This window comes from Acidisphaera sp. L21, from assembly GCF_009765685.1.
GTDB lineage: Bacteria > Pseudomonadota > Alphaproteobacteria > Acetobacterales > Acetobacteraceae > LMUY01.
Window position 1 is genome coordinate 68,781 of the sequence record NZ_LMUY01000155.1, and the last position, 20,462, is coordinate 89,242.

Genomic DNA, 20,462 nt, shown 5'->3' on the forward strand with positions numbered 1-20,462 from the left:
CCTCCGTAGGCCGCCCGGGTCTGTTACCCGAGCGGCCTACGGACGGCGAAATCAGCCTTTCGGCGACTTGTCGGTAAATGCGTTGGTAAAGGTCGCCGCCAGGTCGATCGGGTTGCTGCCGAGGGTCGGGTCGGAGGTCTTGAGGATCTCCAGCACGGTCTTCGGCCCATCCACCGGCAGCACGCCATCCGGGGAGTAGCAGGTCTTCATCTTCGCGATGTTGTCGGCAAACAGCGCGGTATCGGTGCCGACGATCTCCGGCGGCAGGGCAGCGACGATCTCCGCCGGGGTCGACTTGGCGATCCACTGGTTGGCACGCACCACGGCATCGGTGAGCCCCTGGATCACCGCGGGGTGCTTGGTGACGTAGTCGGTGCGGGCGAGCAGGCTGCCCTCGGGATAGGCCCCGCCTACGGCTGCCCGGCTGCTGTCGACGCTGCGCAGATCGACGATGGTGCGCGCGTTGCCGGCCCGTTCCAGGATGGTGACGGTCGGGTCCACGCCCAGCATTGCGTCGACCTTGCCATACTGCACCGCGGCCACGGCGCCCGCGGTGTTGCCGATGCCGACCGGGATGAAATCGTCGCCCTTCAAGCCGGCCTTGACGAATAGATAGCTGAGCGCCTGATGCGTCGATGAGCCGGGTGCTGTCACACCGATCGTCATGCCCTTCAGGTCGGCGACGCCCTTCACGGCGTCATGCCCCTTGCCCACGGCTAGAACATAGCCCGGGCAACGGAGGAAGTTGACGAATGTCTCGACCTTCTGGCCCTTCGCCGCCATCAGGATGCCATTGGAGTAGGCGCCGGCAATCGCATCCACGCTGCCGCCCATCATTGCCTCGACCGCCTTGCTGCCGCTTTGGAAGTTGGCGATGGACACGTCGAGGCCGGCGTCTTTGTAGTAGCCCTTTGCCAAAGCGATATATGGCGAGATGTAGCTGACGGATGCAGACGCCGATGCGATCTGCACCGTCGTCAGACCAGCGGCGCTGGCCGGCAAGGCCGCCAACGCTGCCATTGCCGCCACGAGCATTCCGGTAGTGCGGACCATTCTTGTATCCTCCCCTATTGGTGTGTGCCGGCTGCGGCTAGTGCGCCAGGCGCTCGAGTGCATCCAGAATTGCGTCGCCCATGCCGCTCGTCGACATCGGCTTGGCGCCGGGTTCGACGATATCGGCGGTGCGGGCGCCGCCGGCCAAAGCGTCGCTGACCGCGCGTTCCAGCAGCGTGGCGTCTTCCGGCTGCCCGAGCGTCATGCGCAGTAGCATCGCGACGCTGAGGATCGAACCGATCGGGTTGGCGATGCCCATGCCCGCAATGTCCGGCGCGCTACCATGCACCGGCTCGTAGATCGCCTGGCGCCGCCCCGTCGCATCCACCGGGCCCAGCGAGGCGGACGGCAACATGCCCAGCGAGCCGGCGGCCACTGCGGCGGCGTCGGACAAAATGTCGCCGAAAATATTGTCCGTCAGCATCACGTCGAACTGCGAGGGGCGATACACCACCTGCATTGCGGCGTTGTCGACATGCATGTGCGTCAGTTCGATCTCGGGGAATTCGGCGGCGTGCATGGCGACCACTTCTTCCCGCCACAACACGCCGGTTTCCATCACGTTCGCCTTGTCGACCGAGCACAGCTTGCCACGCCTCGTGCGGGCCAATTCGAAGGCGAAGCGGGCGACCCGGCGAATTTCCGCTGTCGTGTAGCTGGTGGTGTTGAAGCCGCGGCGGCTGCCATCCGGCAGGGTTTCGATGCCGCGGGGCTCGCCGAAATAGATGCCGCTGGACAATTCGCGCACGATGACGAAATCGACGCCTTCCAGCACGCGGGCCTTCAGCGGGGCGGCCTCGTACAGGCCAGGTTGCGTGACGATGGGGCGCACATTGGCGAACAGATCCAGGCTCTTGCGGATCTTCAACAGGGTGTTCTTCTTGCGTGCCTCGATAGGCACCTCCTTCGTTTCCGCGCCGCCGGTGGCGCCGAACAGGATGGCGTCCGCGGCGTCGATGACCTTGCGGCTCTCCGGCGGCAGTACCTCGCCGGTGGCGCGATATGCCTCCAGCCCGTAGGCCGCTTCCGTCAGATCCACCGGCAGGCTGCGCTTGGCGATGAACCAGGACAGCACGCGCCGGGCCTGGGTGGTGACCTCCGGCCCGATGCCCTCACCGCCGATGACGGCGACATTCATTTGGTTGGACCCAGCGCTCATGATGCTTCTCCGATGTGATAGATCCAGGGCCGGGCTGCGGCGTCCCGGGTTTGGAAGGATGTGATCCGGCCGGCCTCGGCCAGAGTGGTGCCGATTTCGTCCAGACCCTTTAGCAGGGCGGTGCGACGCCGGGCTTCGACGGTGAAGGGATAGCGCTGGCCGCTGGGCGCTACGACGACGGTGTCCACCAGGTCGATCGTGACAGCCGCGCCGGTCTGTGCCTCCGCGGCGAGCGCGATGACAGTCGGCTCCGGCAGCACCACCGGCAGCAAGCCGTTCTGGAAGCAGTTGTTGAAAAAGATGTCGCCGAAACTGGGGGCGATAACGCAGCTGACTCCATATTCCTGCAGCGCCCAGACGGCCCCCTCGCGCGACGAGCCGCAGCCGAAGTTTTGCCCCGCCAGCACGATGCTGGCACCGCGAAATGGGGCGCGGTTCAGCACGAAATCCGGGTCTTCCGTGCCATCCGGCCGGTAGCGCAGGGAGCCGAGGCACCATTGGCCCAATTTGCCGCGAATATTGGTGCCGACCTGGCGGTGGATGGCGATGATGGTGTCGGTATCGATGTTGTTGCGCAGCAGCGGGGCCGCCACGCTGGTCAGGATCGTGAAGCTTTGCACAGTCTACCTCCCCAACTGGCGAATATCGGAAATGCGACCCGTCAGCGCGGCTGCCACCGCCGTAGTCGGGCTGGCCAGATGCGTGCGCGCCTGCGGCCCTTGCCTGCCGACGAAGTTGCGGTTGGAGGTGGAGACCGAGCGTTGGCCCGGTGGCACCGTCTCGCCATTGGCGGCGAGGCACATCGAACACCCGGCCTCCCGCCACTGGAACCCGGCGTCGGTGAAGATGCGGTCCAGGCCCTCCCGCTCGGCATCGCGCCGGACGGTTTCCGAGCCGGGCACCACCCAGGCATTCACCCCGGCCGCCACGGTGCGGCCACCAACGGCCCGGGCGGCATCCCGCAGGTCGGACAGGCGGCTATTGGTGCACGAGCCGATGAACACCCAGTCGATCGGGGTGCCAGCGATCGCGGTGCCCGCAGCCAGGCCCATATAATCGAGGGCCGCCTGCATGGCGCTGCGACGGCTCGGGTCGGGCTCGGCCGCCGGATCGGGGATCATGCCGTCCACGCCCAAGACCTGCTCCGGGCTGGTTCCCCAGGTGATTTGCGGCGCCACCGCGGCGGCATCGACCACCACTTCCTGATCGAACACGGCGTCGGGGTCGCTGGGCAAGGTGCGCCAATGGGCCAGGGCGGCGTCCCATAGCGGGCCACTGGGCGCAAAGCGGCGGCCGGCGACGTAGTCGAACGTGGTCTGGTCCGGGGCGACGAAGCCGATCTTGGCCCCGAGCTCGATCGACAGGTTGCACACGGTCAAGCGGCCCTCGACCCCCATGGCGCGAATGGCCTCGCCGGCGTATTCGATCGCGTAGCCGGTGCCGCCAGCGGCGCCGATTTGGCCGATCAAATGCAGGATGAGGTCCTTCGGCAGGACATGCGGGGCGGGCTTGCCATTGAAGGTCACGCGCATGGTCTTTGGCCGGCGCTGCACCAGGCTTTGCGTTGCCAGCACATGGCCCATTTCCGACGTGCCGATGCCGAAAGCCAGCGCGCCGATGCCGCCATGGGTGCAGGTGTGGCTGTCACCACAGGCGATGAGCGCACCGGGTAGGCTCAACCCCAGTTCGGGCCCGATGACGTGGACGATGCCTTGGCCGGGCTGGTTGAGGTCGAAGATTCGGATGCCGGCGTCGGTCGTCTCCCGCCGCAGCGATTCCAGCAGCTCGGTGCCGTTGGCATTCATGCCGACGCGGCCCGGCGCCGACGACACACCGTGATCGGGGGTGGCGAAGGTGAGTTCCGGGTTGTGCACAGGAATGCCGCGCCGCTTCAGTTCCAGCAAGCCGCGGGAGCCGTTGAGGTCGTGCAGCAAGTGACGATCGATGTGCAACAGGCAGACGCCATCGCCGAAATCGTCGATGACGTGCTCGTCCCAAATCTTCGCGAACATGGTTTTCGGGGCCATAGGGTGATCCTCCATGCAGGCCTATTTCGCCGGGGCGTGCTGCACGAACTGGTTCGTGTAGGTGTCCGCGAGGTTGATGTTGGCCGCGCGCAGCGTTGGGTCGGACGTCGCCAGGATGTCCATCACCTGCTTGGCCCCGTCGGCGGGGAATGCGCCATCCGGCGAGAAGCACGTCTTCATGTTGGTGATGCTTCGGGCAAACAGGGCCTTGTCGTCGCCGACGATCTCGGCCGGCAGCGCGGCCGTCACCTCCTCGGGCGTGGCAGACTGAATCCAGCGATCGGCGCGAACGATGCCGTCGGTGAGGCCCTGCACCACGGCCGGGTGGGCGGTGATCCAGGCATCGGTGGCGAGCAGGCTGCCCTCGGTATAGGATCCACCAAAGCCCGCGATGCTCCCCTGTTGCGTGCGCATATCCTCGATCAGCTTGATGTCGCCGGCGTCCTGAAGGATCGAGATAATGGGGTCGACCAGCAGCAGGCCGTCGACCTTGCCATAGCGGACGGCGGCCACGGCGCCTGCGGTATTACCGATGGCGACCGGCGTATAATCGTCCGTCGTCAGCCCGGCCTTCACGAACAGATAGTTCAGCGCCTGCTGCGTGGACGACCCCGGGGAGGTGATGCCGAGCCGCATGCCCTTCAGATCCTTCATCGTGGTGGCGGACTTGCCCTTACCGACCGCGACGACGAAGGCCGGGCAGCGGAGGAAGTTCACGAACGCCTTGATCTTGCGGCCCTTGGCGGCGAGCAGGATGCTGTAGGAATACGAGCCCGAGACGGCGTCGATGCTGCCGCCCATCAGCCCCTCGATCGCCTTGGCGCCGCCCTGGAAATTCGCGACGCTCACATCCAGCCCGGCGTCGCGGAAATAGCCTTTGCTGATGGCGACGTAGGGCGCGATGTAGCTGGCGGACGCTGCTGCCGCACCGATCTGCACGGGGATCAGCTTCGGTGCCGGCTGGCTTGCGGCCGGACGGGCTGCCGCAACGGATGCACACGCAAGCACGGCGCCGACAATATGGCGAAACCTCATGATGACGTCCCCTTCTGTGCGCGCCTTGGGTGGCGCTGTGTTCTTATGGTGCAAAACGGTATCAGACCCCCATCTTCGGTCGCATCGTGGTTCATCACGTTGCCTCTCGATCCGCCTGGCCGTGCGTCGGCCGCCAAACCAGCAATCGCCGCTCGATCCAACTGACGCCCAGGTCGAGCACGAGGGCGCATATCGTCAGGATCACGATCCCAGCGAAGACTGCATCGACGTTGAACGAACCCTCCGCCTGCAGGATTAGGAAGCCGACACCTTTGACCGAGCCGAGATACTCGCCGATGACGGCGCCGACGAAGGCCATGCCGATTGCGTTGTGCAGGCTGGAAAACACCCAGCTGGTGGCGGATGGGAAATACACGTAGCGCAATAGATCCCGGCGGGACGCACCCAGCATGCGGATGTTGTCCAGCACGATCGGGCTGACCTCGCGCACGCCCTGGAAGACGTTGAAGAACACGACGAAGAACACCAGCGTCGTGCCCAGTGCGACCTTCGACCAAATCCCAAGGCCAAACCACAGCGCGAAGATCGGCGCCAGCACGACGCGCGGTGTGGCGTTGGCCGCCTTGATGAACGGGTCGAACAAACGCGCGGCCTTTGGCTTCAGCCCCAGCACCAGGCCGGCGCCGATCCCCAGCACCGTTCCCAGGGCGAAGGCCAGCAGTGTTTCCGACAGGGTGTAGCCGAGGTGAACCAGGATCGTGCCGGAGGTACACCAGTTCCATACGACGACCGCCACGCGCACCGGGTCGCCAAAGAAGAACGGGTCCAGCACACCCAGCCGCACCAGACCCCACCATAGCAGCAACAGCGCGACGAGCAGGACGACACGTTGCGCCGGAATCCAGTCGATGGCGCGGGACGGCTCTACCGGAATGACCGTCGGCGGGACGGCCAGGATCTCATCGCTTGCCTTGAGCATAGCCCTTTAGGACCTCCTCTTTCAGCACGCCCCAGATCGCGGTGTGTAGCCGCAGGAAATCCGGGCTGAGCCGGATGTCGGCAACTTCGCGCGGGCGGGGCAGGTCAATGGTGAATTCGGCGATGGGGTGCGTTCCCGGCCCGGCGGACAGCACCACCACCCGGTCGGAGAGCGAAATTGCCTCCTCCAGGTCGTGGGTGATGAACAGCACGGATTTGCGATCCTGCGACCATAGGTCGAGCAGTTCGGTTTCCATCATCTGCCGGGTCTGGATGTCCAGCGCGCTGAATGGTTCGTCCATGAGAATGATCGGCGGGTTCAAGGCCAAGGCCTGCGCGATGGCCACGCGCTTGCGCATGCCGCCGGACATCTGGTGCGGGAACAGCGCACCGTGAGAATGCAGGCCAACGCGATCCAACCAGTCCTGGGCAATCTCCAGCGCCTCTGCCCGGCTCTTGCCGTGGAAGCGTAGGCCGACCGCGATGTTGTCGATGGCGCGCCCCCACGGCATCAGCGACTCGCCTTGGAACAAATAGGCTGCGTCACGGTTCAGGCCGGCGAAGGACGATCCGAAGGCAGTGATGGTGCCACTGGTCGGGCGCAGCAGGCCGGCGGCCACGTTCAGCAGCGTCGATTTGCCGCACCCCGTCGGCCCGACGACGGACACGAATTCACCGGTGTCGACCGACAGGCTGGCATCGCGCACCGCAGTGTAGAGCCCTGCCCCCGAATTGCTCCGGAACGAGCAGGTCACGCGGTCGAATCGCAGCGCTTCGCCGGGTTGAGCCCTGGGCGTCGCTGGCGTCCGCACATCCACCGCCGATTCTGACATGGATTGTCCCTCCTACCCGACCATTACCGACGAGCATTGATTTTATCGCTCGACAGTAGGCAACGCAGGCGTCGCAACACAAATCGTGGATCGGAATGCCGCGCTCGTCATCCACGCTGCGGCTCGTGGTGTGCTGGCGCTAGCCGGACCGCAGATGATCCACCAGAAGCCGCGCCGCCGGGGTCAGGTCCTCCAGCGTGCGGACGCAGATCACCAGGCGGCGTAGCGCCCATACTTCCTCCAGCCGCATACGGGCGACACGGATGCTGGTCGCATATCGCTCGACCCAACTACCGGGAACGATGCTCACGCCCAGCCCTGCCTCCACCATGGCGCCCACGGCCTCGAACCCGGTGACGCGGATGCGCAGCCGCACGACCTTGCCGATGCGGGCTGCCTCGCGCATCACCAGCGTGTCGATGGCGCTGCCCTGGGTCACGCCCACGAAATCATGCGGCAGCATGTCCGCAAGCTTGATGCTGGTGCGCGATGCCAGCGGATGATCAAGCGGGGTAATAGCGGTCCACTCCTCCGCCCGGTAGGGCAGCGTCACGTATTGAGGGACCAGGTAATCGCCCCCCATGATGGCGAGGTCGGCCTTGTTCTCGTTCAGGGCGCGGATGGCGACCGGGCTCACCTCCTGCTCCAGGTCGATACGGATGTCGGGATGTTTGGCCATGAAGCGCGCGAGGTCGTGCGGGAGGTACAGCGCGGTCGCCCACGAATTGGCGTACATCCGCACATTCCCGGCGGCGCCGTTGGTGAACGAGGTCATCTCGTTCTCCATCTGCGCCAGGTCGCGCAGGATTTCCCTTGCGTGGCGCAGCAGTGCCTGTCCGGCGGCGGTCAGTTCCAGCCCGGTGCTGCGACGGTAGATCAGCGTGTTGTTGACCACCGCCTCCAGGTCGGACAGGCGCTTGCTGACGGCGGAGGCGGCAATGTTCTCCCGCTCCGCCGCCTTGGCGATGCTTTGTTCTTCACAGGTCGCGACGAATAGCCTGAGTGTCAGCAGATCGTGCCGCATTGGCCCTGCCATTCCCGCCGCGCTTGTTGCCCTTGTTGGCCGCTAGAATGCCCCCTGGGGCAAGCGCGAGCAAGGCTCGGCGCCGGGCATCACACCGCGCCCGGCGTGGCCCGCACCCGCAGCAGCTTCTGCATCCGGCGCAGAGGATTGGGCGGCGGCGTATCGGGAAACAGGGACGGCCACGCGCGGGAGCTGACTTCGCCGACATAGAGGTCACCCTGGCTATCCATCGCGATCCCGTGGGGCGAGTAGAATTGCCCCGGCCCCTGCCCCGCCGCCGGGGTAACGCCGATGCGGGACAGCAGAGTGCCGTCATGCGCCATGATGCTGATTCGCGGGCCCAGATTAGGGGTGCGCCGGTTTACGTTCATATACGGCCCCACTTCGCCCACGATGCAGACCGGGCAGGTGCGGCCGAACAGCATAAGCGCGCTGGGGCGGTGCAGATTGTTCAGTTGGGTCTCGTACCGGCCCTTCCGGTCGAACACCTGGATGCGGTGGTTCTCCCGGTCGGCGACATAGATCCAGCCATCATCGTCGCAACAGATATTGTGCGGCAGGTTGAATTGCCCCGGCTCCGTGCCCGGTTGGCCCCACCCGAACAGCGGCCGTCCATCCGGCGCGTAGACGTGGATGCGCGCGTTGCCGTAGCCGTCGGCCACGTAGATATCGCCCTCCGGCGACAGCGCCGTGTGGCAGCAGCGGCAGAAAGGCTGGCCGCTCATTGCCGGGGCCGGTGTGGCGGGCGTGCCGAGTTGCAGAAGTATCTGGCCTTGCATGGTGCATTTACGGACGGTGTGGTCGCCGTCGTCGGTGCAATACAGCGCGTCGTCCGGGCCGATATGCAGGCCATGCGGGTTTTTGAAGACGCCCGTGCCCCAGGCGTCCAGGAACGTGCCGTGCCGGTCCAGGATCACCATCGGGTGGCTGCCGCGGTTGAACAGGAATACGCGGTCGTTCCGGTCCACCGCGATCGCGGCCACGTCGCCCAACTGGATCTCGGCAGGCAGTGCGGTGCCCCAGGCCGGGGCGGGGGTGAAGCGCCAATCGCCCTGGCCCAGTTCCAGTCCCGCCAGGTTGTCTGGTCCGTCCATGGCATTCCCCGCCTGCTTCATCCCCGGGGGCAGCCCCAGGGTTGCGACGACTGTTGACTGGCGAGTGCATGAACGCAAATCTCTTTTCCTCACCATGCCATAACCGAAAGTCATCGCGATGGACGTGCGCGACCTGCGCTATTTCACCGCCTGCGCGGAATTGGGGCAGTTGCGCCTCGCGGCCGACCGCGTCGGCCGCAGCCAGCCCGCGCTCAGCAAATCCATCGCCCGGTTGGAGGCGGAATTGGGCGTCAAGCTGTTCCATCGCGAAGGCCGCGGCGTGCGACTGACGGCAGTGGGCGAGACGCTGCTAACCCACGCCTATCGCTTGTCGAACGGCGTGGCGGAGGCGTTGGGCGAAGTCGCGCAGACCGCACGAGGCGAAACCGGGCACATCCGGCTCGGCAGCAGCCCGACCATGGCGGAGTGGCTGCTGCCAGACCTGTTCGCGCGCCTGCTCGTTGCGGCACCCGAACTGACGTTTGCGGTGACGATCGGGCTTGGCGACGCCCTGCGCAAAGGGCTTCGCGATGGCGCGCTGGACCTGGCTGTCGCACCGCTGACCGGCGCGGATAAGGCGGAATTCGCCGCCTGGCCGATCGTAGAGGACATCTTGGTGGTCGCCGGACGCATCGGCCATCCGCTGTCCGGTCGGCGGATCACGCCGGAGGCATTGACGGCGGCCAAATGGATGCTGCCGGCCGCCGGGCTCGCCTCCACCGCGTGGCTGCGGCGCGCCCTCGTCAGCCGCAATCTGCCGGAGCCGGCGTTGCAGGTGGAGGTGAGCGCCAAGACGCTGCTGCGTGGCGTCGTGGCACGAACCGATTTGCTGACATTCCTGTCGCGGCGGGATTTGCACGGCGACGGCGCCCTATTGGTCGAACTCGACTGCCCCGATTTGCGCCTCAGCCGCCAATTCGGCCTGCTGCGGCGGCCCGGCGGCTATATGTCCCCGGCGGCCGGGCGAATGGCCGCACTTCTGCTGGAGCAAGTGGGCGCGCCGCCCCGGCACGGCCAAGCTGCGATTACTTCCAGTCATCGCTCACGGAAAAGAAGCGACTTGTCTGCATAACCATACGCGTCACGATACCGGAACGGCCAGAGAGCCGCGGCGGGCGCCCGAGCCCGACCGGTGGAGGAGATGATCGCGGATGCCGGCCCAGACCCATGCCCTCGCGACGCCAAAACCTCTGGACGGTGCGCTTTTGGCGCTGCCGAGCCTGTTCGATGTTCGCAGGAACAAACTGCGATGGATCGTGCTCGGCCTGATTTCGTCGATGTTCTTCATCACCTTCCTCGACAAGGCGGTGATCTCGTCGACGGCGCCGCTGATTGCGGCCGAGTTCAAGATCGACAAGACCAGCATGGGAGCCATCTTCAGCGCGTTCGTGATCGCGTCGGCGATCGGGCAAATTCCCGCAGGCTGGCTCACCGATCGCATCGGCCCCCGCCGCACGCTCAGCGGGTGCGTGACGCTGTGGTCGCTGGCGACGTTGCTGACGGGGCTGGCCAGCGGGTTCTTCGCCTTCTGCGCGGTGCGGTTCTTGACCGGATTGTTCGAGAGCGCCGCCTTCCCCGGCGGCACCAGGGCGCTGGTGCCGTGGTTCGGCCGTAGCGAGCGCGGGTTCGTGCAGGGGGCGCCGCATCTGTTTGGCCGGTTTGCCACGGCGATCGTTCCCCTGGCCAGCGTCTCGGTCAGCGCCGCCTGGGGATGGCGCGGCGTGTTCTATGTGTTCGGCGTGCTTGGGCTGGTTTGGACCGTCGGCTTCTGGCGGCTGTATCGCGACTGTCCGGCCGACCATCCGTCGATCACTGTCAGCGAACTCGCCTCCGCCGCCGACGGGGCGCCGAGTGTGGCGGCGGAGCGCAGTGCCACGCCGTGGCGGGCGCTGTTCCAATCGCGCACGAGTTGGGGGCTGATCATCGGGTCGGCCGCCTACACCTACTGCATCTTCTTCTACACGACCTGGCTGCCGACCTATCTGGTGTCGCATCGGGGTATGTCCCTGGGGCAGATGGGCGTGTTCGCCAGCCTGCCGCTGCTCGCCGGCATGGCGGGCGATGTGTGCGGCGGCCTACTATCGGACGCGATTTTCAAGCGCACCGGGCGGCTTGGGCTGGCGCGCAAGGCGGTGGTGGTGCCATCGTTCTTGCTGGCGGCGGCCGCGTTGATCCCGGCTGCCATGGCGGATAACGCTTATGCCTCGGTCGGCTGCCTGGCCGCGTCGCTGTTCTTCATGGAGTTGATGACTGGACCCTGGTGGGCCGTTCCCAGCGACGTTGCCGGCGCCCATGCGGGCACGCTGGCCGGCATCATGAACATGGCGGCCAACGTGGCAGGTGCGATTTCCCCCTTCGTGTTCGGGGTGCTTGCGCAGAACGACCAATGGACCATGCCGTTCGTGATCTCTGCCGTGATCCTGATCGCCGGCGCCGTCGCCTGGATCGTGCTGGTGGACCCGGCGACGCCCATCGTCACCGAGACGGCGGATGCTTAGGCCGGGCTAGCGAACCGGCGCGAGCGCGGCCAGGCCCATTGGGGTCGATGGCCCGTTCGCGAATTGCAGATGCGTCATCAGGAAGGCCGTGGCGCTGGTAATCTCCTGCCGGAGCGCCAGGGCCGCTTCCGCCGCGTCGCCGTGGCGCAGCGCTGCCAAAATCTCCCGATGGTGATGGCGCACGCCGCCATGGCTCAGCAGCGACCAGCGTGCCTCCCAGAACACCGGGCCGCGCCGTAGCCACAGCGACTCGATGAACTGCAGCAGCATCGGTGCCTCGCAGGCCTGGTAAACGATGAACAGAAAGCTGCGATCGGCCTTCAGCACTGCCTCCGGGTCGCTACGCTCGCGGGCTTGGATGTGCTCGGCCAATCGCTGGTCCAGCGCATCCAGCAACGCTGGGGTGAGCTTCGGCGTGGCCATTCGCATCGCCAGTGGCTCGAGTTCGGCGCGGATTGCGCCGAGTTCGGCGAAGGCAGGCTGGGTCAGCCGCGGCACGATTGCGGTGCCGGAGGGCAGGATGTCCAGCGCCTGCTCCACCGCCAACCGCCGCAGCGCCGTGCGCACCGGCATCGCGCTCACCCCCAGCGCCACCGCTACCCGGCGGATCGACAGCCGGTCCCCCGGGGCGAACGCGCCCTCCACCAAGGCGGTGCGCAGCCGGCGATAGGCTTGCTCGTCCAGGGTGCCACCCGGCGGCTCCCCCGCCTCTGCCGGGTCGGTCCGCGCGTCCAGCATTGTGTGATCACACTTTTTATGGTTTCGAGATGGCATCTACGGTCTTATACCGGACGCCAACCCAGGGGCGAAACCGAATGAGTGCCACCGCCACGCTGTCCAATAGCGACATCCTCAGTTCGGTCGCGGAGGCACGGGCGGCCTACGTCGCAGGCCGCCCCAAAAGCCAGGCCCTTCACGACCAAGCCCTGGCTGTCATGCCCGGCGGCAACACGCGGTCCGTGCTGTCCTATGGCCCCTTCCCCACCGCCATGGCGCGGGGGGAGGATTGCCGGCTGTGGGATATCGACGGCCATGCCTATCTGGATTTGTGCGGCGAATACACCGCCGGGCTGTTCGGCCATTCGGAGCCGCGCATCCACGCGGCGATCGCGCAGGCGATGTCGGCCGGGTTGAACCTGGCCGCGGTGGGCGAGGCGGAGGTGCATCTGGCCCGTATCCTGTGCGACCGATTTAAATCGATCGAACTGGTGCGCTTCACCAATAGCGGGACCGAGGCCAATCTGATGGCCATCACCGCCGCCCGCGCCTTTACCGGCCGCGACACGATCCTGGCCTTCCGCGGCGGCTACCATGGCGGCGTGCTCACCTTCCCCCTGGCGGGGACCAGCCAGGTGACCGTCCCCTTCCCCGTCGTGCTGGCCGATTACAACGACACGGATGGCGCGCTGGCGCTGATCCGGGAACACGCCGCCGGGCTGGCTGCAGTGATCATCGAGCCGATGGTCGGTGGGGGTGGTTGCATCCCTGCCCGGCCCGATTTCCTGCAGGCGCTACGCGCGGCCGCATCCGAGGCGGGCGCCCTGCTGATCCTGGACGAAGTGATGACATCCCGCATGAGTGCGGGCGGCCAGCAAGACCGGGTCGGTGTGGTGCCGGACCTGACGACGCTGGGCAAATACGTGGCGGGCGGCATGAGCTTCGGCGGTTTCGGCGGCCGGGCGGATGTCATGGATCTGTTCGCCAGCAAGCTGCCCCACGCTGGCACGTTTAATAACAACGTGCTGTCCATGGCGGCGGGCCGGGTCGCGATGGGCGAGATCTTTACCGCCGACATGGCCGACGCGTTGTTCACGCGTGGCGAGGCATTGCGCCATGCCCTGAACGAGGCCTGTGCCGGGCTGCCGATGCATTTTACCGGCCTTGGGTCGATGACGACGCCGCATTTTCGCAATGGCCCGATCGAGCGGCCGTATGCGGCCACGCCGGAGGAGGACGGGCTGCGGGAGCTGTTCTTCTTCGACATGTTGCAGGCGGGGATCTATCTCGCCCGGCGCGGAATGGTGGCGCTGAGCCTACCGGTCGGTGCAGCGGATCTGGAGCGATTCGTGGCGGCGGTGGGTGAGTTCGTTCAAAGCCGGGGCGCTTTGCTGCGCCAGATTGGGTATTGATGGGAGCGGGGCCGGTAGGGAGTTGCTCAAGGCAAGCGCCCCCTGCCCTGCCCCGAGGCCGCGGTGGACGGCGTGTTATTGATCATGCGTTCGTGCCTTTGAACGATCGTATGAAATGACAGCCAATCGAGTTGTCACATGTATATCAGACGCGTCGAGTTGTGGGCCGCGACAATGATCGTGGCGTCCGATCGTCCGAACGCACGAGCGTCTGGACTATCGCGCTTTCGGATGGATGTCGGCCATGCCAACCTTACTTCTCAGTCGATCATACCGGCCTAAGTATCTCAAGGCACTGGCAATATGCCACTGCTGATATAAAGGGTCTACATCTACGATAGTACGAACGCACGAACGCCTGAAGCACGACATCGACCTCATTCACAAGCCCACGATTGCTCCCGCCCCTGGTCTCCTCAAACGCTTGACCGTCCGTGATTTCATTGGTACGAACGTTCGACCGTCCGTAAGATCGGAGAATGCAGTGTCCGTGTTGACTGTTGCCGGGCAGAAGGGTGGGTCGGGGAAGTCTACCTTGGTCCGCAACCTGGCGGTGCACTTCGCGCTCGACGGATATCGCGTCGGCATCGTCGATGCCGATTTGATCCAGCAGCACTCCAGCGAGTTTTTCGCCGACCGGGCGAAAGAGGCGGGCAGGGACGTCTGGAACCCGCGGGAGGATGTTCCCGGCCTGAGTGTGGCGGTGTGGGACCGCAATTCCGCAACGGTCCCCACAGCAGCCATCGTGCTGGCGCCCCAGACCGATCAGGACTCGATCGGGGAGGTCATCCAGGGGTTGGCCGACGCGTTGGACGTGGTGATCTGCGACTTGCAGGGATCGGCCAGCGTGGCGATGATCCACGCCATCCACTACGCCGACCTCGTTCTGATCCCTGTCCAACCGTCGAATGACGATTTGAAGAGTTGCCATTCGACCGCCCGCCATGTGCTGCAGGCTGGCAAAAGCGCCCGGCGCACGATCCCCTACCGCATCGTCATCAGCCGGGCATCGACAGGGTTCCGGCCAGAGGTCGAAAAGGTCGTGGAGGCCGCACTGGAGAATGCGGGGTTACCACGCCTTAATACTCCTGTGTTCGAGCGCACGGCATTCAAGCGGGCCAGCTTCAGCCGGGTGGCGCCCGTCTTCGACGACCCGGACGGAGGCGCTGCCAAGAATATGGCGGCCGTCTATGCGGAAGTTCGCGATACCCTGGCCACCATCGCATCTGCGGCCAGTGAGGTGGCCTGAGATGGTGACCAAGCTGATCCCGCCACAATTGGGCCGCCTGGATGAGGAGGAAGAGGCTCCCGCGCCGCCGAGGCCGAACCTGCGCAGTACGCCACGCCGGGCGAAGCCAAGGGTCGAATCGGTATTGACGTCGGGGTTCGTGGGAGAGGTCGCAATAGCGCCGCCGCAGGATCCTGGTGACCAGATGGAGGGGCTGACGATCGAGGTGCCCCGGCGACTGAAGCGAGCCTTGCAGGCCGAGGTTGCCCGGCGGAGGGATGATCCAGAGCGACGATCCGTGGCATCGATGAAGTCCGTCATCCTGGAGGCACTGGCCGGGCATGGCTTCGCGGAAGTCATCCGGGACCGTGACATCGAGGTTCAGGCGGGCATTTTCATGAAGCGCCAATCGGCCCAGATGAAACGGCGCTAATAGCCGACGAGTATGTTCGTGCGTTCGGACGCATGAGTTGGCGAGCCATCAGGGGCAGCCGGTGCTTATGATTGGCCGTCAATCTCTGCCACGCAACCGAGCGTGGTGACCCAGGGCAGGCGTCGCTTCACCCAGATTTGCCGCGCCGGATGCCCAAGCGCGTCGCGTTGGCTGAGCGCGCCGACCCGCAGCGTATAGGCTTGCGGGTTGTCGACTGCGGAGGAGTAGACCGGAGACCCGCACGTCGCGCAGAAAGCGTGGACGCGCTTGGCGCCGCTCTCCCCCGTTTTGATGTAGTGGCGCGGTTCGCCTTTCACGATACGAAAGCCCGCTGCAGGCGCCGCGACGTTGGAGCGGAAGGCGGCGCCACTCAGGCGCTGGCAGTCCAGGCAATGGCAAATGGCGATCGTGTCCGGCTCGACCTCCGCTTCGTAGGCGATGGCGCCGCAATGGCACTGGCCGTCGACATGCATGTCCGGTCCACCTTCCCCTTGTCATGGTCAACTCTCCCGCATCGGGCGGCCGGCTGCAATCCGGATGGGCGGGATGGAACGGGCTGGCTGCAAGCGTTACAGGGATGGGTGGGATAGTGGGAGGATCGGCCATGACCGACGATGACACGAGCCTGTTCGGCCAGTTGCGGCGGGGCGCCGGGTCGCTGTGGCGCGACTACGTCGATCACCCGTTCGTGCGAGGTTTGGGCGATGGCTCGTTGCCGCAGTCGGCTTTTCGCCACTACCTGGTTCAGGATTATCTATTCCTGATCCACTTCGTCCGCGCCTATGCGCTTGCCGGGTATAAGAGCACGCGGCTGGAGGATCTGCATGCCGCCGCGTCCGGCATGGCGGCGCTGTTGGCGGAGATGACGCTGCACGTCGCCTATTGCGCGGAGTGGGGCATTGGCGAGCCGGAGATGGAAGCCGAGCCCGAGTGTGTCGAGACGGTCGCGTATACTCGGTTCGTCCTGGACCGGGGAACGGCGGGGGATTTGCTGGACCTGCACGTGGCCCTTGCGCCTTGCATCCTGGGGTATGCCGAAATCGGCAGCGCGCTGCAGGGTCGGGGCGGGGCGGCAAACCCCTATGCGGCCTGGATCGCCTCGTATGCCGGTGCGGAGTACCAGGAGGCCGCGGGCAGCGCGGAGGCGACCCTGGAGCGGATAGGGGCGCGATCGGGCGCCGGGATGCGGTTGGCGGATTTGCAGGCCAGTTTCAACACAGCCGTGCGGCTGGAGACAGCATTCTGGGACATGGGCTGGCGGGCGGGTCTCCCCCCCGCCATGCCTTAATGCCGCTGGGCGGGCACCCAATACTGGCGGACGGGCGGTAACCCGGTCGAGCCAGACGAATGGCGGCGACCATGATCGAGCCACAGGCCTGCACCGCACATGAGCGCAAGGCCGATGAGATTGACGCCGAATTCCGTAGCCATGCTGACCCCGTCGGTGCGGAAGACCAGCCGCCCGAAGAGTGCCAAAAGGCAGCCGAGGCCGAACACCTCCAACGAGTGGCGACCGCACGCATCGACCGGCCGCAACAAGGCCGATTTCGCGACTGAACGAACCCAGGCCGAACTCATCAGCACGTAGAATAGCGCGAGGACATCCACGATGCGGAGCACGTTGAGGTGCGACTTGTCCGGCATCGCCATCGCAAACAGCTGGAAGTTGGGCAGATGCCAGTCGTGCCACGGGGCCGCCTGGAAGAAGCAGAATGCGAGATAGGCGCCGCAGAGCCAGACGAGCCAGCGACGCTGGGGTAAGGCGCCGCCATTCGCCGTCACTTGCACCGATAAAACGGCCCCGATGGCAAACAGAAACTGCCAGGCAAACGGGTTGAAGTACCAGCCATCATCGTCCAGCCAATTTGGCAGGTTTAGACTGTGGTCTAGCCCGGCAGTCGCCCAAATCGCGGCCGACACGCCGAGTGCAAGCCACATGTTGTGCCGAATGCCCCAATAGACGAGCGGAAACACCGCGAGCAGCACCACGTAGAGCGGCAGAATGTCCAGATAGCTCGGCAGCGCGCGTAGCGTTAGACCGTGAGCAAGCCCGGCGACCGGTTTGTCCAGAATGGGCGCCAGGATCTTGGAGGTGAGATGGTAGTGGTTGCTCCAACTCCAAACCACCAGCAGCGTGGTGAGCAGCAACCCAACCTGGAATAGGTAGATCCGCCCGCAGCGCAGCGCGATCCGGCGAAGGCCGCTGATCGCGCCATCCCGCTCGAACGAGCGGCCGTAGGCGAGCATGGCGGAAAAACCTGCCAGCAGCACGAACACCTCGGCGGCGTCGCAGAAGCCGAAATTGTGCAGGGTGAGCCAGTTCAGGCGGTCGTCGGGTATGTGGTCCACGAAAATCATCAGCAGCGATAGGCCGCGCATGACATCGATCCGTGGGTCGCGTTGTGGGCGCACAGGGATGATTGCTGCGTTGGACATACCTGAACTCTCCGACTGTGTTGGTAGACGCACACAGCGCCGCAGAGTTTACGCCGCTCCCATGGGCTTGATGTAACGAAGTGTCAGACCTCGCCGTTATGTCCAGTACGTTCCGAATCAATAACGGTTGTTCTTGGTGCAGGCAGTCCAATTGTAAAGAAAGGTGTCAGGAGGTTTGATGATCTCGACACTGTGAAACCATCATGCGACAGGTGGTAGTGAGAACCATTCTCAATTGGACCGCGCATGAGTAAGTTGGCAGACGCTAATCCGGTTATCGACAGGGCGCCGCGCCTTGCACGGGTGACACGGGCCGCCATGGGGGTGGCCATCGGCACCACCGCAACCGGGTTCGATCGGCACGCAGAGGCGCAAACCGCGCCGGATACGCAACTTGCGCCAGTGACGGCGGTCGGCGCTGTCGCGCACCCCACCGGTGGCTATCAGGTCACGATGCCGACGATCGACAAGCTGACGCAGCCGTTGCTCGATACGCCGCAGTCGATTTCCGTGCAGCCGCGCGCATTGTTGGACGACAAGGGCGTGACCACGCTTCGCGATGCCCTGCGCGATGTGCCCGGCGTGAGCCTGCAGGCGGGTGAGGGCGGGCAGCAGGGCGACAATCTGTCCATCCGTGGCTTCAACGCGCAGAACGATTTCTACCTCGATGGCATGCACGATTTCGGGAGTTATTACCGGGACCCGTTCAACCTCGAATCGGTGGAGGTGCTGAAGGGGCCGTCGTCCATCCTGTTCGGCCGTGGTTCCACTGGCGGCATCATCAACCAAGTGTCCAAGCAGGCGCAGTTGGACCCGGTGACAACGGCGAGCGTGGCGTTCGGCACGGATGGCACCAAGCGGACCACCTTCGACATGGATCGCGCCATCCCGGGGGTCACCGGGGCGGCGATCCACTTGAACGGCATGATCGACGATGGCGGCGTGGCCGGGCAGGATTACACCAAAAACCGCCGGTTCGGACTGGCGCCGGAACTCGCCTTCGGCCTGGGTACGGATACGCGGGTGAAGCTCAGCTATTTCCACCAGCAAAGCTACGACACGCCCAGTTACGGTCTACCCTGGATCAACGGCAAGCCGGCGCCAGTGAATACGTCGAACTTCTACGGCTATTCGCAGAGCGACTATTTCCGCAGCAATGTCGACGTCGGCACAATTCGTGTCGAGCATGATTTCAACGACAATGTCACCGTCACCAACCAGCTCCGCTACGGCAGCTACCAGCGCAGCATTGCCGTTACCGAGCCGCTGATCACCGGTTATACGGCGTCGCAGGACATCGTGCCGGCAACCCTGCCGCTCAGCTCGACCCTGGTTCACCAGCACGTCATCGCGCTGTCTAGCCGGGAGACCACGCTGGATAACGACACCGACGTCAATCTGCATTTCAAGACCGGGCCCGTCTCGCACGACCTCGTCACGGGGATCGAAGTATCGCGGCAAACGTCGGACCCGACGCGGTATGTTGGGACGCAGGCAACCGTGAGCCTGCTGACGCCGACCACGCTCAGTTCCAGCGTCTATCCGCTGACGGTTTCCTCGATCGCGGGCAATACCGCGAATGCCTACGCCGTGTATGCGACCGACACCATCAAGATTGGCGACAAGCTGCAGGTGATTGGTGGTTGGCGGTTCGATCGTTACGACAGCACGTACCATCAGATCGTGGCACCGGTTGCGCATGTGACGCGCGATGACGACATGCCGAGTTGGCGCGCCGCCATCGTCTACAAGCCGGTGCCGAATGCCAGCGTCTACGCGTCCTACGGCACGTCCTTCGATCCGTCGGCAGAGGCGCTGAGCCTGACGGCGAGCACTGCGGCGGTGGCGCCCGAGAAATCGACCAACTACGAAATCGGCGGCAAGTGGGATACCCTGGACAGCAAATTGTCCTTGACCACCGCACTCTACCGCCTCGCGATGACCAATGTGCGGGAAACCAGCCTGGTCGACCCGACGACGTCCATTCTGGCGGGCGATTACCGGGTGTATGGGTTTGAAGTGGGGGTGACCGGCCACATCACGCCGCGACTGCAGATCTTTGCCGGCTACAGCTACAATGACGCCGAGGTCGTTGCGTCGCCGAACATAAACGAACTGGGGCATCAGCCGCCGAATGCGCCGAAGCACACGTTCAGCACGTTCATCGAATACAAAACCCCGTGGTATGGGATCGAAGTCGGCGGCGGCGTCAACCTCGTTTCCAGCCGCACGGCCAGTTCCCTGCCGGTCACGGGCACGACGATCATTGAGCGGGCGCCGGGCTATACGATCGGACAGCTGTTTGCCAAGGCGCCGATCAACGACCACATCACGGCGCAGGTCAACATCACCAACATCAGTGACGAGACCTACTATGATGGGCTGCATCCGGGCCACATCATCACGGGGGCGGCGCGGGCGGCGCTGTTCACCCTGAACTTCAAACTCTAGCGGGATCCGTCGTGCTGGGGAGCGGCCGTGTGCGGTCCGCTCCCGATGAACCGGCCAATTTACGCGTTGTGCGTGCGTGGAGCGCGGCGCATAAATTCGCGCAAATGGTGGGGGAGAGGTCGC

At 65.1% G+C, this 20,462-nt stretch carries 19 protein-coding genes; 7 read left to right on the forward strand and 12 right to left on the reverse strand.

Annotated features, from left to right (window positions below; all coding sequences use genetic code 11):
• Positions 1-51: 51 nt before the first annotated feature.
• The 9 genes from GSQ76_RS30185 to GSQ76_RS30225 all read right to left on the reverse strand — a co-directional run bounded on the left by GSQ76_RS30185 (position 52) and on the right by GSQ76_RS30225 (position 9,164).
• Positions 52-1,053: an ABC transporter substrate-binding protein gene (locus tag GSQ76_RS30185; RefSeq protein ID WP_158747777.1), complete on the reverse strand. Its 1,002-nt coding sequence runs from the start codon at positions 1,051-1,053 to the stop codon at positions 52-54.
• 37 nt (positions 1,054-1,090) lie between these two features.
• Positions 1,091-2,212, reverse strand: a complete 1,122-nt coding sequence (leuB, locus tag GSQ76_RS30190; RefSeq protein WP_158747778.1) for a 3-isopropylmalate dehydrogenase — start codon at positions 2,210-2,212, stop codon at positions 1,091-1,093.
• Positions 2,209-2,832 carry a 3-isopropylmalate dehydratase small subunit gene (gene leuD, locus GSQ76_RS30195; protein ID WP_158747779.1) on the reverse strand — a complete coding sequence of 208 codons (624 nt, stop codon included), beginning with the start codon at positions 2,830-2,832 and terminating at the stop codon, positions 2,209-2,211. The genes leuB and leuD overlap by 4 nt, the downstream gene beginning before the upstream one ends.
• A 3-nt stretch (positions 2,833-2,835) precedes the next feature.
• On the reverse strand, positions 2,836-4,239 hold the full coding sequence (leuC, locus tag GSQ76_RS30200) for a 3-isopropylmalate dehydratase large subunit (protein WP_158747780.1): 1,404 nt from the start codon (positions 4,237-4,239) through the stop codon (positions 2,836-2,838).
• A 21-nt stretch (positions 4,240-4,260) separates the two neighbouring features.
• Complete coding sequence (locus GSQ76_RS30205; protein WP_158747781.1) at positions 4,261-5,274, reverse strand: ABC transporter substrate-binding protein; 1,014 nt, start codon at positions 5,272-5,274, stop codon at positions 4,261-4,263.
• 94 nt (positions 5,275-5,368) lie between these two features.
• Complete coding sequence (locus GSQ76_RS30210; protein ID WP_158747782.1) at positions 5,369-6,214, reverse strand: ABC transporter permease; 846 nt, start codon at positions 6,212-6,214, stop codon at positions 5,369-5,371.
• Entirely contained in the window at positions 6,195-7,046 is an 852-nt protein-coding gene (locus tag GSQ76_RS30215) for an ABC transporter ATP-binding protein (protein WP_158747783.1), read from the reverse strand. The genes GSQ76_RS30210 and GSQ76_RS30215 overlap by 20 nt, the downstream gene beginning before the upstream one ends.
• 139 nt (positions 7,047-7,185) lie before the next feature.
• Entirely contained in the window at positions 7,186-8,070 is an 885-nt protein-coding gene (locus GSQ76_RS30220) for a LysR substrate-binding domain-containing protein (RefSeq protein WP_158747784.1), read from the reverse strand.
• Positions 8,071-8,159: 89 nt separating this feature from the next.
• Positions 8,160-9,164 (reverse strand): peptidyl-alpha-hydroxyglycine alpha-amidating lyase family protein, encoded by a 1,005-nt coding sequence (locus tag GSQ76_RS30225; protein WP_158747785.1) that lies wholly within the window; start codon positions 9,162-9,164, stop codon positions 8,160-8,162.
• A gap of 118 nt (positions 9,165-9,282) precedes the next feature.
• Between GSQ76_RS30225 and GSQ76_RS30230 the strand changes: the two genes are divergently transcribed.
• On the forward strand, positions 9,283-10,236 hold the full coding sequence (locus tag GSQ76_RS30230; protein ID WP_158747786.1) for a LysR family transcriptional regulator: 954 nt from the start codon (positions 9,283-9,285) through the stop codon (positions 10,234-10,236).
• 79 nt (positions 10,237-10,315) lie between these two features.
• Complete coding sequence (locus tag GSQ76_RS30235; protein ID WP_158747787.1) at positions 10,316-11,662, forward strand: MFS transporter; 1,347 nt, start codon at positions 10,316-10,318, stop codon at positions 11,660-11,662.
• 6 nt (positions 11,663-11,668) lie between these two features.
• Here the strand turns inward: GSQ76_RS30235 and GSQ76_RS30240 are convergent, their stop codons facing one another.
• The gene (locus GSQ76_RS30240) at positions 11,669-12,400 is read right to left on the reverse strand and encodes a GntR family transcriptional regulator (protein ID WP_158747788.1); all 732 of its coding nucleotides are present in this window, start codon (positions 12,398-12,400) and stop codon (positions 11,669-11,671) included.
• Positions 12,401-12,477: 77 nt separating this feature from the next.
• Between GSQ76_RS30240 and GSQ76_RS30245 the strand changes: the two genes are divergently transcribed.
• The 3 genes from GSQ76_RS30245 (at position 12,478) to GSQ76_RS30255 (ending at position 15,452) form a co-directional block, all read left to right on the forward strand.
• A complete protein-coding gene (locus GSQ76_RS30245; protein WP_158747789.1) occupies positions 12,478-13,791 on the forward strand; it encodes an aspartate aminotransferase family protein in 1,314 nt (437 codons plus the stop codon).
• Positions 13,792-14,275: 484 nt separating this feature from the next.
• On the forward strand, positions 14,276-15,040 hold the full coding sequence (locus GSQ76_RS30250; protein WP_158747790.1) for a ParA family protein: 765 nt from the start codon (positions 14,276-14,278) through the stop codon (positions 15,038-15,040).
• Position 15,041: 1 nt separating this feature from the next.
• Entirely contained in the window at positions 15,042-15,452 is a 411-nt protein-coding gene (locus tag GSQ76_RS30255) for a hypothetical protein (protein ID WP_158747791.1), read from the forward strand.
• 65 nt (positions 15,453-15,517) lie between these two features.
• Here the strand turns inward: GSQ76_RS30255 and GSQ76_RS30260 are convergent, their stop codons facing one another.
• Positions 15,518-15,925 carry a GFA family protein gene (locus GSQ76_RS30260; RefSeq protein WP_158747792.1) on the reverse strand — a complete coding sequence of 136 codons (408 nt, stop codon included), beginning with the start codon at positions 15,923-15,925 and terminating at the stop codon, positions 15,518-15,520.
• A 131-nt stretch (positions 15,926-16,056) separates the two neighbouring features.
• Here GSQ76_RS30260 and GSQ76_RS30265 point away from each other — a divergent pair, with 131 nt between their 5' ends.
• Positions 16,057-16,740, forward strand: coding sequence for a TenA family protein (locus GSQ76_RS30265; protein WP_158747793.1), 684 nt, complete (start codon positions 16,057-16,059; stop codon positions 16,738-16,740).
• On the opposite strand, the gene GSQ76_RS30270 is transcribed toward GSQ76_RS30265, so the two are convergent.
• A complete protein-coding gene (locus GSQ76_RS30270; protein ID WP_158747794.1) occupies positions 16,737-17,888 on the reverse strand; it encodes an OpgC family protein in 1,152 nt (383 codons plus the stop codon). The genes GSQ76_RS30265 and GSQ76_RS30270 overlap by 4 nt on opposite strands.
• Before the next feature lie 246 nt (positions 17,889-18,134).
• On the opposite strand from GSQ76_RS30270, the gene GSQ76_RS30275 reads away from it, so the two are divergent.
• Complete coding sequence (locus tag GSQ76_RS30275; protein ID WP_158747795.1) at positions 18,135-20,339, forward strand: TonB-dependent siderophore receptor; 2,205 nt, start codon at positions 18,135-18,137, stop codon at positions 20,337-20,339.
• The last annotated feature ends 123 nt before the right edge of the window (positions 20,340-20,462 follow it).